Here is a 12644-nt window from a genome sequence, read left to right as displayed (position 1 = left end):
CGGCTGGGGTGGCGAGGGGGTCCTGGGCGGTGAAGCGGCCGAGCGAGGGGTCGTACTCGCGGGCTCGGAGGTACTGCTTGCCGGCGAGGCCGGAGCCGTTGTACTGACCGGTGAAGCCGAAGGGAGAGGTGGGAGCGTCGGTTGCGAGGGGGGTGGTGGCGGCACGCCCGTAGGGGTCGTAGGTGGTGCGGCTTTGTGGTGTGCCGTTGGTGCTGGTCAGGTCGGTGACGGAGCCGAGCCAGTCGTGGTGGTTGTAGAAGGTTCCGTTGCCTGCGTGTTGGCTCTGGGGTTGGCCGAGGGGGTTGTAGGTGTAGTCGCCGAGCAGTTGGCCGGTGCCGTCGGTCTGGGTGGCGATCTGCGGCAGGGGGTTGTTGATGTCCCAGGTGATCGTGCGGGCGGGCGTGTTGGTGCCTGTGGAGGTGGCGCGGTTGCCGAACGGGTCGTAGGTGAAGGACTGGGTGCTCTTGCCGGTGGCGGTGGTGAGGCGCCCGGCGGCGTCGTAGGTGTAGGTGAGATTGCCGGAGTCAGGGACGGCCTTGGCGGTGTCGGACGTCCAGATTCGGCTGCCGGCGCTGTTGTAGAGGGCGAGGTCACCGTCGTCCTGGACCGTGGCGTGGGCGCCGGGGCTGGCAGGGGTGTTGCTGGCCCAGAGGACGTTGTGACCGGTGTCGTAGACGACGAAGTTCCCGTCGGCCTGCATGGTCGCCGAGGCACCGGGGTGTCCTGCCGTGCCGGAGGACCAGAGGGTCTGGTTGGTGGAGACGGAGGACAGGACGAGGTTGCCGTCGCCCTGCATGGCCAGGCGCACCGTGTTGGAGGTCAGGCTGGCACCGGAGTTGAGGCTTGTTCCGGTGGCGAGGTCTTTGTTGTTGGCGGGTGCGGTGACGGTGGTGTTGTTGCCGTTGGCGTCGTAACCGTAGGTCGTGGTGGCCGTGGGGGCGGTGGTCTTGGTGAGCTGGTCCGCGGCGTCGTAGGTGTAGGTGGTGGTTCCGGCGGGATCGCTCTGGGTGAGGCGGTTTCCGACCTGGTCGTAGGAGTAGGTCAGGGTGCCGCCGGCGCAGCCGGTCGTGGTGGTCGACAGCGGGCAGCCGGACAGGAGGCGGCCGGCGTTGTCGTAGGTGTAGTTCTGCGTGCCGGGAGCCAGACCGGCGCGTGTGGTGTCGACCTTGGCAGGTCGGCCGTTGGCGTCGCGGGTGATCTGCCAGGAGGCGAGTGTGGCGGTGCCCTTGGCACTGGTGATGCCGCTGAGGCGGCCTGCGGGGTCGTAGGAACGGGTTTCGGTGTGGCCGTTGCTCGCGGGTAGGACGGTGGTGGCCAGGTGCCCTGCAGGGTCGTAGGTGTAGGTGGTGGTGGCGCCGTCGATGGTTTGTTGGGTCCTGCGGCCGTCGGCGTCGTAGGTGTAGGCGGTCTTGCGGCCGTCGGGATACTGGCGGCTGGTGATGTTGCCGACGGTGTCGTAGGCGTAGGCGAAGCCGGTGGTCTCGTTGGGCTTGGTCACCGATGCAAGGCGACCGGCGGGGTCGTATCCAAGGTTCCGGATGTCGGTGCCGTTGGCGACGTAGACCAGTCGGTTGTCGAAGTCGTAGGCGGTCTCGAGCTTCGGGGTGCCGTCGGAGAAGACGGTCTCCACGGGGAACCCGCGCGGGTCGTACTTGGTCTCGCTGGTGACGCCGCGGGCGTCGGTGGTCTTGGAGCGGTTGCCTTCCTCGTCGTACCAGGTGCGGGTCGTGCGACCGAGGGGGTCGGTGACGGCGGTGATCCTGTGGAGCTGGTCGTAGGCGTAGCCGGTGGTGTGCCCGTTGGCGTCCGTTCGTTTGGTGCGCTCGCCGGCCGTGTTCCACGTGTTGGTGGTGACGGCTCCGTTGGGATCGGTGACGGTGGTGACGCGGCCCGCGGCATCGTAGCCGGTGATGGTCTTGCGGCCGAGGGGGTCAGTGACCGTGATCGGGCGGTTGAGCGGATCGAAGCCGGTGGTCGTGGTGTTGCCGAGCGGGTCCTTGAGAGACGTCGGGTTCCCGGCCGGGTCGTAGGTGTATGCGGTGGTATAGGTGGCCGCGGTGGCGCCGGTGGCGTTCCCGCGGGGGTCGACGGTGCCGGTCAGCCGCTGGTCGAGGTCGTAGGTCCAGGTGGTCTTGTTGCCCTCGGGGGTGGTGAGGCTGGTCCGGTTTCCGTCGGCGTCGTAGCCGTAGCTCGTGGTCTTGCCACGCGCGTCGGTACGGCTTGTCGGGCGGCCGAGCGCATCGTAGGCGAGCGTGGTGATCGCGCTGGTCGGGTCGGTGGTGGTGACGGCCTGGCCGGCGGCGTCGTAGGTCGTCGAGGTGGTGCGGCCGTTCTGAGTGGTGACGCTGAGCGGCCGGTTGACGGCGTCGTACGTCATCGACAGGCCACCGCCGGCCTGCTGGCCGGTCGAGGTGAGGTTGCCGTTGGCGTCGTAGCCGTAGGTCCAGGTGTAGAAGCGCTCGAACGGGTGCTCAGGGCTGGTATTGCCCCGAGCGGTGACGGTCTTGATGTGCCGATTGTTCTTGTCGTAGCCGTAGGTGGTCTGGTTCCCCAGCGTGTCCGTGACAGCGGTCAGGTTGCCGGCGGGGTCGTAGACGCTGGTAGTGGTGCTGCCCGCGGGGTCCTTGACCGTGGTGCGGTTGCCCGCCGCGTCGTAGCCGTAGGAGGTGGTCGCACCGAGCGGGTTCTTGACGCTGGTCAGGTTGCCCGCCGCGTCGTAGCCGTAGGCGGTGGTGTTGCCGAGGGGGTCGGTGGCGGAGGCGAGCAGGCCGCCCGCGTCGTACGTGTAGGAGGTCGTGTAGGCGGCGGCGCTGGCTCCTGCCGTGTTCCCGCGCGGGTCGGTCTTGCTGGCGAGTCGGGTGGCCGTGTCGTAGGTGAAGGTCGTCTTCTCGCCGAGCGGGGTGGTGACCGATGTCCGGTTGCCCGCTGCGTCGTACCCGTACGTGGTGGTGGCCCCGCGAGGGGTGGTCACGGTGGCGAGGGCACCGAGGGGGGTGTAGGTGTAGCCGGTCTTCCCGCCGGAGGGGTCGGTGGTGCCGGTCAGCTGGTTCAGCGCGTTGTAGGCGTAGGTGGTGGTACGGCCGAGGGCGTCCTTCTGCGAGGTGACGTTGTTGTTGCCGTCGTAGGTCCACGTCTGAGTGGCGGACACCGGTACCGGGGCCGTACTCGTCAGCATGTTGCCGCTGGCGTCGAACGTGAACGTCGAGGTTTTGCCGTTCGGATCGGTGAACGCCGTACGGTTGAACGCGCTGTCGTAGGTGTAGCGGGTGGTCTTGCCGTAGGGGTCGGACTGCCAGCTGATGACGCCGCCGGAGTAGGCGTGGGTCCAGATCCCGCCGTCCGGGTGGGTCACATAGGTCGTGGAGTTGGCGGTGTCGTAGCTGAACGTGGTCGTGCCGCTGAGGGCGTCGACCTGACTGGCGACCCGGCCGGAGGCGTCGTAGGTGTTGGCGGTCACGACGTGGCCGAGAGGGTCGGTGACGGTGCTGAGCCGTCCGTTCGCGTCGTAGCCGTAAGAGGTGCTCTGGCCGCGCAGGTCGCGGACACTGGTGAGCAGGTTGCCCGTGTACTGGTAGGCGACCGTGCGTTGACCGGGCAGGGTCATGCTGGTCAGCAGCCCGCCGGTGTAGCCGAGGCTGACCGTGCGGCCGGCGCCGTCGGTGATGCCGGTCAGCTGGCTGCCCGTATAGGACATCGTGAGCCCGATGCCGGCGGCATCGGCCATCGCCGTGAGCCGGCGGCCGGCCTCGGTCGAGGACGCGGACTCGCTGGACCGCGCGCTGGCCGGCGCCGACGCGGTGATCAACTGCGCGGGGCCGTTCGCCGGCACCGCCGCCCCGGTGATCGAGGCGGCACTGCGCGCCGGGATCGCGTACGTGGACGTGGCGGCGGAGATCGAGGCCAACCTGGACACCTTCGACCGGTTCGCCGACCGCGCCCGGGCCGCGGGCACCGTGGTGGTGCCCGCGATGGCCTTCTACGGCGGCCTCGGCGACCTGCTGGCCACCGCCGCGATGGGCGACTGGACGGCAGCCGACGAGGTGCACATCGCTTACGGGCTGAGCAGCTGGCACCCCACCCCGGGCACCCGGCTGTCGGGCACCGTCTCGCGGGAGCTGCGCGGCGACCGCAGGCTGCGCCACACCGGCGGCCGGCTGACGTACCACCAGGACGAGCTGCCCGCCCTGGAGTGGGCCTTCCCCGAGCCGCTGGGCGTCCGTCCGGTCATCGGCGAGTTCGCCATGGCGGACATCGTCACCGTGCCGAGCCACCTGGCCGTCACCGACCTGCACAGCTACATGACCGTCGAGGCGGTCCGGGACCTCGCCGCCCCGCAGACGCCGGCGCCGGTCGCGGCCGACGAGCAGGGCCGCTCCGACCAGACCTTCCTGGTCGACGTGGTGGTGCGGTCCGGCGGCCGGCAGCGCCGGGCGGCGGCCCGGGGCCGGGACATCTACGCCATCTCGGCACCGCTCGCGGTGGAGGCGGTGCACCGCATCCTCACCGGGCGGACCCGGGCGGTCGGGGTCGCCGCCGCGGGCGAGGCCTTCGACGCGGTCGACTTCCTGCGGGCCCTCTCCGGCCACCTGGCCGTGGACCTGGCCCTGGACCTGGCCGGCTGAGGCCGAGCGCGGACGCTCCCGAAGCGAAGCGGCTTCGCTCTCGCCGCTCCGCCCCTCGGAGAACCGCGCGAGCCGGCTGACGGCACCGAGAACGAGGCACCGAGAACGAGGCACCGAGAACGAGAGCATGATTGCCGGACCGCTCGCGGACGCGGTCGTGGACGGTCGACGGAGGCGTCAGCCGGCCCGAAGACCCACCGCCAGCGTCAGTTCGAGGACCCGCTGCGGCGATGCGAGATCCGGAAACAGCTCCCGCAGCTGCGACATCCGGTACCGGACCGTCTGGGGATGGACGAACAACGCCGCCGCCACCTCTTCCCGCCTGCCCTGGTGCAGCAGCCACGCCCGCAACGTCTCCTCCAGCCGCCGTGCGGTCGCGACTGGCAGGGTCCGCAATGGTGCGAGGGCCCGGGCCCGCAGGTCCGCGAAGGCGTCCACGTCGGCGCTCAGCACCAGCTCGGGCAGGTGGTCCTCGGTGTCGCGGATATCAGGTGAGAGGGAACGCGCGCGTACGGCTCGTGCGTACGAGGCGGACGCACGGGTCCATGGCCGGGCCGGGCCGACCACGGCGGTGCGGTCGGTCAGCTGCCGCAGGAGATGTGATCGGTCGGCGTCGGGGACGAGCAGCACACCGGTGGCGTCCGGCAGATCGTCGAGGACGAGGGTGCTCGGGTCGAGCGCGCGGTAGGCGGGCCGGGCCTGGGCGGCCGGCAACAGGACCGCGGTCAGCGAGACCGGAGGCTGCCACCCGGCCCGATGGACAGAGGCCAGCAGCACGTCCGGGCTCGCGCCGGCGAGGAGGTCGCGGGCCAGGTGCTCCAGGTGGCGCTCCCGGGCCCTGCCCCGGGCGGCCAGCTCGTCGGCATGGCCCGCGGCGCTCGCGGCGGAGAGCTCGTCGATGTAGGCGAAGGTCAGCTCGGCGAACTTGGCGACCTCGGCGGCGGGCAGACCCGCGGGTACGGCACCCGCTGCCAGGCACCGCCAGGCCACGCGGGCGCCGACGCGGTAGGCGCTGAGCAGGGCGTCCATCGAACGGCCGTCGCGCACCTCGCCGCGGCCCAGCTCGTAGGCCGCGTCACCGGCGTCGCCACCCGTGGCGTTCCCGCTCGCGAGGTCCAGGTAGTGCCCCAGGGCGGTGCGGACGGCTCGGCGGATGGTGGCGCCCATGCGGCCCGAAAGGGCGTTGGCATAGGGAGGGACCTCGTCGATGATCGCCTCGACGACCTCGTCGGCGGTGGACGTCAGCGCGGCCCGAAGCGCGGTGACCGTCGTCTCGTCCAGGACCAGCTCGCTGGCCCTCCGGATGGCATGGCTCACGTTCTTTGTTCCCCACTTTGTTCCCAACGAACAATTCAGCCGACCAGATTCACGTCCTACGGTCAGGACTTTACGCCCCGAGGCGCAGCAAGCTGGAGTCATGACGAGTGCAACCCTCCGCGGCAGGGCATGGAAACTGCTGGAGATGGTCACGACGCCGCTGCTGCCGTCGGACTACCTCGACCTGGTCAGCCCGCTGCGTGCGGGCGCCGACCTGCGGGGACGCATCGAGGCCGTGCACCCCGAGACGGGTGACGCCGCGACCGTCGTGATCAGGCCGGGGCGGGGCTGGCGCGGCCACACGGCCGGTCAGTACGTGCGGATCGGGGTCGACGTCGACGGGAGGCGCCTGTGGCGGGCCTACTCCCTCACCTCGCCGACGAACCGCCCGGACGGCCGCATCACGATCACCGTGAAGGCGATCCCGGACGGCAAGGTCAGCAACCACCTGGTCCACAGGGCGACACCGGGCACGCTGGTCCAGCTCGACCAGCCGACCGGTGACTTCGTGCTGCCGCAGGCCAAGCCCGCCAAGGTGCTCTACCTGACAGCCGGCAGCGGCATCACGCCCGTGATGGGCATGCTGCGCGACCACGAGTTCGCCGACGTCGTCATGGTCCACTGCGCGCCGCGGCCGCAAGACGTGATCTTCCGCGACGAACTGCACAGCCTGGTCGCGGACGGCAAGCTGCGCCTCACCGAGGTGCACACCGAGACGGACGGCAGGCTCGACGTCGCCCGTCTCGGCGAACTCGTGCCCGACTGGGCCGAGCGCGAGACCTGGGCCTGCGGGCCCGCGGGCCTGCTCGACGCCGCGGAGGAGCACTGGACCGAGTACGGCGTCCGAGTGCGACTGCACACCGAACGCTTCCGCCCCGCCCTCGTCGTCGCCGGCGACGACGAGGGCGGCGAGGTCACGTTCAGCGCCACCGGCAGGGCCGTCGACGCGGACGGCGCCACGTCGTTGCTGGACATCGGCGAGGAGGCCGGCGTGCTCATGCCCTCCGGGTGCCGCATGGGCATCTGCTTCGGCTGCGTCACGCCGCTCAAGGCGGGCGCCGTCCGCGACCTGCGCACCGGCGAGATCACCGAGGCCGAGCCGGGCGTCCTCATCCAGACCTGCGTGTCCGCCGCGGCGGGCCCCTGCGACATCGAACGGTAGACGCACCTTGACCGCCATCGACCCCACCACCCACCTGACCGCGGAGCAGATCGAGGAGCTTGGCCGCGAACTGGACGCGATCCGCGACGAGGTGATCGCCAGCCGCGGTGAGAAGGACGCCGCCTACATCCGCAAGGTCATCTCGGCGCAGCGCAAGCTCGAGCTGGCCAGCAGGGGCGTGCTGCTGTTCTCGATCTTCCCGCCCGCGTGGCTGCTCGGCACCGCCGGCCTGTCCGTGGCGAAGATCATGGACAACATGGAGATCGGCCACAACGTCCTGCACGGCCAGTGGGACTGGATGCGGGACCCGAAGATCCACTCCACCACCTGGGAGTGGGACCACGTCTCGCCGTCCGAGCAGTGGAAGCACTCGCACAACGAGCTGCACCACACGTACACCAACGTGATCGGCAAGGACAACGACCTCGGCTACGGCATCATGCGCGTCGACGAGGACCAGAAGTGGCACCCCTTCCACCTCGGCCAGCCGCTGTGGAACTTCCTCAACGCCTGCTTCTTCGAGTACGGCATCGCGGCGTACGACCTGGAGCTCGGCAAGAACCTGCACAAGCGCCGCCGCAAGGACCCGGAGTTCCGCGCGCGGGCCAAGGCCGTGGGCCGCAAGATCCGCAAGCAGGCGCTCAAGGACTACGTGATCCACCCGCTGCTCTCGGGCCCGTCGTTCCTCACCACGCTCGCCGCCACCTTCACCGCGAATCTGGTCCGCAACCTCTGGACCCACTCGGTGATCATGTGCGGGCACTTCCCCGAGGGCGTCCAGGTCTTCGAGCGCCAGTCGATCAAGGGCGAGACGCGCGGCCAGTGGTACCTGCGCCAGATGATGGGTTCGGCGAACATCAGCGGCAGCAAGGCCATGCACTTCATGACCGGCAACCTGTCGCACCAGATCGAGCACCACCTGTTCCCGGACCTGCCGAGCAACCGGTACGCCGAGGTCGCGGTGAAGGTGCGCGCGCTGTTCGAGAAGTACGAGCTGGAGTACGTCACCGGGCCGCTGCCCAAGCAGGTGTTCTCCGCGTGGCACAAGGTCTTCCGGCTCTCGCTGCCGAACAGGAAGCCCGAGGTCAAGATGCCGGACCGCGAGCATGAGCTCGTCGCCGCCTGATTCCCGGTATCGGTTCAGACCTTTCGAGCCGGGAACCGTCCGAGCCGGGAACTTCCCCGCAGAAGAGCGAACGCGGCCGGTGAAGCACCCGCCCGAGCAGCAGGGCCTCAACAGTCCGCCCACCCACCAGTCGTGCGGCTTGCCATCGTCGGCGATGTCACGATCGCGCAGTGTCCCTTCGGCGGTGAAGCCGAGTCTCTCGGCGACGGCACGCGAGCCGGTGTTCCCGGCCATGGCCGGCCGACGATGGTGGAGTGTCCGGACTGTCCGACTGACCAGTGCTTCACCATATGCGGTGTCGGTCGGGGGCCGCCCGCCGCTTGACGTGCAGGCCTTCTCCTCGCACGTCTGTGCCAAGCACAGGATCAGTGCGCTGCTCCGGCTCGCGCTGCCACGGCTTCGACGAAACGCCCCAGCCCTTCCGGATCAGTCTGAAGGAACAGGTTCGGTTCGATGAGCTCCAGTTCCAGGACCACCGGTTCCCCTGCGTTGCCCAGCACCAGATCCACCCGGGCGAACAGCGGTGCAACCGGCGACGGCACCGTTGCCAGAGCCGCCACCGCGGTACCGATCTCCGGCTCGGTCGGCCGGTACGGCGCAACGCCGAGATGCGGCACCAGGTTGTTGTCGATCACCCCCGGTTCCGTCAGCAGGGGGTCCTTGCGGATCGCATGGCTGAAGGCGCCGCCGACGAAGACCAGAGCGCGCTCTCCCTCGTCGACCCGGGGCAGGTACGGCTGGACCATCACGCTGCGGCCCCGGTCCAGCAGCATCCGGGCGTGACGGGCGGCATTCGCATGCCGTCCGGGCTCGTAGCGCGCGGTGTCCAGGGCACCCGCGGAGACCGCCGGTTTGACCACCACACCGTCCGCCCCGTCGAAGTCGGCCGGGGTGATCCCTCTCCCGGGTTCGAGGAACCGCGTCGGCACGACGGAGACCCCGCGCCGGGCGAGCTCCCCCAGGTAGTGCTTGTCGCTGTTCCAGCGGACGACGGACGCGGGGTTCCACAGCCGGGTGACACCCGCAGTGGCGTCGGCCCAGGTCAGGAACTCGTCGAGCCGTTCCACGTAATCCCAGGCGGACCGGATGACCGCCAGGTCGAACCGCTCCCAGGTCACCGAGGCCGTGTTCCACACCACCGGTTCCGCCGACAACCCGTCGGCGCGCAGCGCGTCCACGATCAGCGGTAGATCCACGTCATGCTCGACGCCAGCCCCGCTGGTCACGACCGCGACCCTGGCAACGCTCATGCAACTCTCCCGCCATCCACCTCAGCCCGCTGTCGGAGAAGCGGGAAGCACTTCGTCGGGAAGCGCTCGGTCGCGGTGCACTCCGTCGCGTAGCCGCTCCGTCGTGGTGCACTCCGTCGCCGGCCGTCAGGGCGGCACGGCGACGGAACGGGGCAGTCCGCGCTCGGGCTGCCGGGCGGGCTCCGGGCTTCGCCGTCCGGGCTCCGCGATCACTGTCGGGCCGACTTGCGGGCGGCCCGGCGGCGGGTCAGGAAGACACCGATCAGCATGCCGACGAAGATCGTGACGGTCAGGACGACCCAGAGCGGCATGGTGACGTCGGAGATCCACAGGGTGATGGTCACCGAGGCCGTGTTGACCGCGATGAACCAGACGGCCAGGACCGCGATGACGGCCATGGCGATGGTGCGCAGCCGTACCTCGCGGCCCTTGACAGTGAGACGCGACGGCTCGTGGTGCGTGCTGGTGTTCTGCGGCATGGTTTCAGTATCGGGCGATTTGCGCGATTCGTCCCCGGAAGGTGCCGGTGGGGGAGCCGGGCACGGGACCGCCCCTGGTCGGGGGCCGTCGTCCTCGGCGCGGCCGCGGTCCGTGACCGGGGCGCGGGCGGCGACCCCCACGATGCGGTCGGTGCCGAGCCGCGCGAGTGAACCGTGGACGGAACTGTAGACGTGCTCGGCGGAGCCGTCCGGCGGCCCACGGTCGACATGTCGCCCGGTACGGGGCCGTCCATCCGGTAGTTGAACTTCGTGGCGATCACGTACTCGTCGCGGTTCCCCCGGACGGCCTCGCCGACCAGGGACTGGACCTTACGGCGCCGCTGCCGTCCGGTGGCGGACCGGCACGTCGAGGTGCACGCCGCCGGTCCGTCGGCGACCACGGGGGTGCCCCGAGCCGCCCGTCCCGGTGTCGGTGGTCACCATGGAGGGGTGGACAGACCTCCGATCGACGTTCCTGGAGTCCTGGACGTCGGACCGACACCCCGGACGGCGCTTGCCTGGTTGCCGCCGGCGGAACTGTGGCGGGCCGTCCAGCGGATCAGGGCGGAGCACGATCCGCAGATCCGCCGATGGCCGCCGCACGTCAACGTGCTGTTCGGCTTCGTCCCGGAGTCGGACTTCGGGCCCGCGCTCCCGCTGCTGGGCGCCGCCGTGGCCGAGCACGCCCCGTTCAGGGCCCGTCTGCACGGGGTGCGCCACTTCTCCCACCGCCACGACGCCACGGTCTGGCTCGACCCGGCGGGCGGCGGCCCCGGCCCGTGGCGGGCGCTGCATGGCTCGCTGGTGGAACGCTTCCCCCGGTGCCGGGGTCGGGCGGACGACTTCACGCCCCACCTGTCCTTGGGGCGGACCCGGGACCCGCGCCGGCTCGCGCCCCAGCTGGCCGCCCGCCTGGGCACCACCTCTGCACGGGTCACCGAACTCACCCTCCTCTCCCGCCGGGGCGACGGCCCGATGCGGGCCCGGTTCACAGTCGAGCTGGGCACGGGCGAGGTCCGGCCGCTGCCGGATCTGCCGGACCTCGGGCCCGTGTGACGGTCCAGGCGCCCGCGAGGACAGCCACGGGTGCGGGTGTCCGGCGAGCTGAGCGAGGACTGCTCGGCAGTAGCGAGCCGTACGGCAGCGACACCACCCCCATTGACTACGACGCCTGGCCGTTCAACCAGGCCCTGAGCGCGGCCCGAGCCGCCGGAACGCTGCGGGTGTACTGGTTGGGCTCGGCATGGACCCGCTCACGCTCGTCACCGACATTTCGACGCGACCTTCGAGCGGATCGTCTCCACCAACGACGAAAGGGCATCGGGTGCAGGTCGAGGACGGCACTGGGCAGGCCGTGGGGATTCCGTTCACGGCGGAGCAGGTCGAGCGTCTGACTGGGCGGGAACCGATGCAGCCGGCTGGAGCGGCGTTGCTCCAGCTCGCCAGGCAACACCGTGAGGCGCTCCTCGACGGACCGGGTGACGCGCTCAGCGCCTGAATCGCAGGCCGCCCGCCAACGCCTCGACCAACCGGCGCTTCCGCGCCGCATCGAACCCGCAGCAGCCCCAGGAGACCAGGTGACCGGCGCTTCTCCTCGCTGGAGGCCATGGCGATGACCTTCGCACCCGGGTGCTTCGCGAGCTGGACGGCGAGCGAGCCGACTCCGCCGGCCGCGGCCGGGACGAGCACGGTGTCGTTTGCGGTGACCCTCAGGTCGGTGAAGAGCAGGTGCCAGGCGGTGTTGCCCTGGAGGGTGAGGGCGACGGCGTCGTGGTCGGCGATGAGCGCCCCGCCGCTCCGATCCCGATCCCGATCCCGATCCCGTCCTCGGCCTGACGCCACCTCCGACTTCGAGAACCCCAGGAGCACGATGACGAGCCGGCTGCGCCCCCACCTTCACGGTCCTGTGCTCCAGGAGTTCGGCACCGTCATGCAGCTGCCGATCGCGCTCTCCCCCGAAGTCCGGCAGTACTCGTGCCGGCGGCTCGACCGGGCTCTCGCGGACACCCAGTTCCTGTACCTGCTGTACAAGAAGTACCAGTGGGGCATGCGCGGGCCGATCTCGTACCAGCTGCACCTGCTCTTCGACAAGCACGCCGAGGAGCAGCTGGAGCTGGTCGACGCGCTTGCCGAGCGGGTGCAGAGCCTCGGCGGCGTCGCGGTGGGCGATCTCCGTCACGCCGCGCAGATCACGGGCGTTCCGCGTCCGCCGGACGGCATCGAGGGCGTGCGGTCGATGCTCTCGCGCCTCCTCGACGCGCACAAGACCATCCTCGCCGATGTGCGTGACGCCGCCGCCCGCACGGCGGAGCTCGGTGACGACGGCACCCAGGACCTCCTGGTCTCCCAGAGCATCCGCACCGGCGAGACCCAGGTCTGGTTCCTCGCCGAGTACCTGGTCGTCGCCCCCGAGACCGGGGAGTGACCGCGGGCCGGGCCTGTTCGTCGGCAGGCCCGGTTCCGCTTGGTGCTGGGCCCGTTCGTCGGCGGGCCCGGCGCTTCGTCGGCGCTGTCGACGTCAACAATCCTCCTGCTACCGGTACTTCGCGCCATTCATGCCAACGGGCTCGGGCCCTGGAAGGTTTCCCTTCCAGGGCCCGAGCCCGTTGCGTGGCGTCCGGGGGGGGGGGGCCGGATAAGCGGGGGTGGAGGGGGGGGGGGGGGGGCCGGCCACCCCCCCCCCCCCCG

The 12644-nt window shown here is 70.6% G+C and carries 10 protein-coding genes and 2 pseudogenes; 6 read left to right on the top strand and 6 right to left on the bottom strand.

Features of this window, described 5'->3' with window-relative positions:
- Positions 1 to 3724: RHS repeat-associated core domain-containing protein (locus tag ABZ449_RS40600; RefSeq protein WP_360356784.1), on the bottom strand; the 3724-nt coding region annotated here is incomplete at its 3' end.
- Between ABZ449_RS40600 and ABZ449_RS40595 the strand changes: the two genes are divergently transcribed.
- Positions 3705 to 4622, top strand: coding sequence for a saccharopine dehydrogenase NADP-binding domain-containing protein (locus ABZ449_RS40595; RefSeq protein WP_360356781.1), 918 nt, complete (start codon positions 3705 to 3707; stop codon positions 4620 to 4622). The two genes, ABZ449_RS40600 and ABZ449_RS40595, sit on opposite strands and share 20 nt — an antisense overlap.
- Before the next feature lie 177 nt (positions 4623 to 4799).
- On the opposite strand, the gene ABZ449_RS40590 is transcribed toward ABZ449_RS40595, so the two are convergent.
- A complete protein-coding gene (locus ABZ449_RS40590; RefSeq protein ID WP_360356778.1) occupies positions 4800 to 5939 on the bottom strand; it encodes a helix-turn-helix domain-containing protein in 1140 nt (379 codons plus the stop codon).
- 145 nt (positions 5940 to 6084) lie between these two features.
- Here ABZ449_RS40590 and ABZ449_RS40585 point away from each other — a divergent pair, with 145 nt between their 5' ends.
- Together ABZ449_RS40585 and ABZ449_RS40580 are read left to right on the top strand one after the other, a co-directional pair.
- Positions 6085 to 7101 carry a ferredoxin reductase gene (locus tag ABZ449_RS40585; RefSeq protein WP_360356788.1) on the top strand — a complete coding sequence of 339 codons (1017 nt, stop codon included), beginning with the start codon at positions 6085 to 6087 and terminating at the stop codon, positions 7099 to 7101.
- A 7-nt stretch (positions 7102 to 7108) separates the two neighbouring features.
- On the top strand, positions 7109 to 8227 hold the full coding sequence (locus ABZ449_RS40580) for an acyl-CoA desaturase (protein WP_360356776.1): 1119 nt from the start codon (positions 7109 to 7111) through the stop codon (positions 8225 to 8227).
- A gap of 365 nt (positions 8228 to 8592) precedes the next feature.
- On the opposite strand, the gene ABZ449_RS40575 is transcribed toward ABZ449_RS40580, so the two are convergent.
- From ABZ449_RS40575 to ABZ449_RS40565, 3 genes and pseudogenes are all read right to left on the bottom strand, one after another.
- On the bottom strand, positions 8593 to 9477 hold the full coding sequence (locus tag ABZ449_RS40575; RefSeq protein WP_360356773.1) for a hypothetical protein: 885 nt from the start codon (positions 9475 to 9477) through the stop codon (positions 8593 to 8595).
- Between the two features lie 209 nt (positions 9478 to 9686).
- Positions 9687 to 9956, bottom strand: coding sequence for a LapA family protein (locus ABZ449_RS40570; RefSeq protein WP_360356786.1), 270 nt, complete (start codon positions 9954 to 9956; stop codon positions 9687 to 9689).
- Between the two features lie 141 nt (positions 9957 to 10097).
- A pseudogene (locus tag ABZ449_RS40565) lies at positions 10098 to 10282 on the bottom strand (aldo/keto reductase); the annotation flags it as partial.
- A gap of 124 nt (positions 10283 to 10406) precedes the next feature.
- Here ABZ449_RS40565 and ABZ449_RS40560 point away from each other — a divergent pair.
- Both ABZ449_RS40560 and ABZ449_RS40555 read left to right on the top strand, forming a co-directional pair.
- On the top strand, positions 10407 to 11012 hold the full coding sequence (locus tag ABZ449_RS40560; protein WP_360356770.1) for a 2'-5' RNA ligase family protein: 606 nt from the start codon (positions 10407 to 10409) through the stop codon (positions 11010 to 11012).
- A gap of 187 nt (positions 11013 to 11199) precedes the next feature.
- Positions 11200 to 11454, top strand: coding sequence for a hypothetical protein (locus ABZ449_RS40555; protein ID WP_360356790.1), 255 nt, complete (start codon positions 11200 to 11202; stop codon positions 11452 to 11454).
- Positions 11455 to 11540: 86 nt separating this feature from the next.
- On the opposite strand, the pseudogene ABZ449_RS40550 reads toward ABZ449_RS40555, so the two are convergent.
- A pseudogene (locus ABZ449_RS40550) lies at positions 11541 to 11723 on the bottom strand (NADPH:quinone oxidoreductase family protein); the annotation flags it as partial.
- A 103-nt stretch (positions 11724 to 11826) separates the two neighbouring features.
- Here ABZ449_RS40550 and ABZ449_RS40545 point away from each other — a divergent pair.
- Positions 11827 to 12381, top strand: coding sequence for a DNA starvation/stationary phase protection protein (locus ABZ449_RS40545; RefSeq protein ID WP_360356767.1), 555 nt, complete (start codon positions 11827 to 11829; stop codon positions 12379 to 12381).
- Positions 12382 to 12644 lie beyond the last annotated feature (263 nt).

This window comes from Kitasatospora sp. NPDC005856 (assembly GCF_040629945.1).
In the GTDB taxonomy this organism is placed as follows: domain Bacteria; phylum Actinomycetota; class Actinomycetes; order Streptomycetales; family Streptomycetaceae; genus Kitasatospora.
The sequence above is the reverse complement of the archived record's forward strand: the minus strand, read 5'-3'. Positions and strand labels throughout refer to the sequence as shown.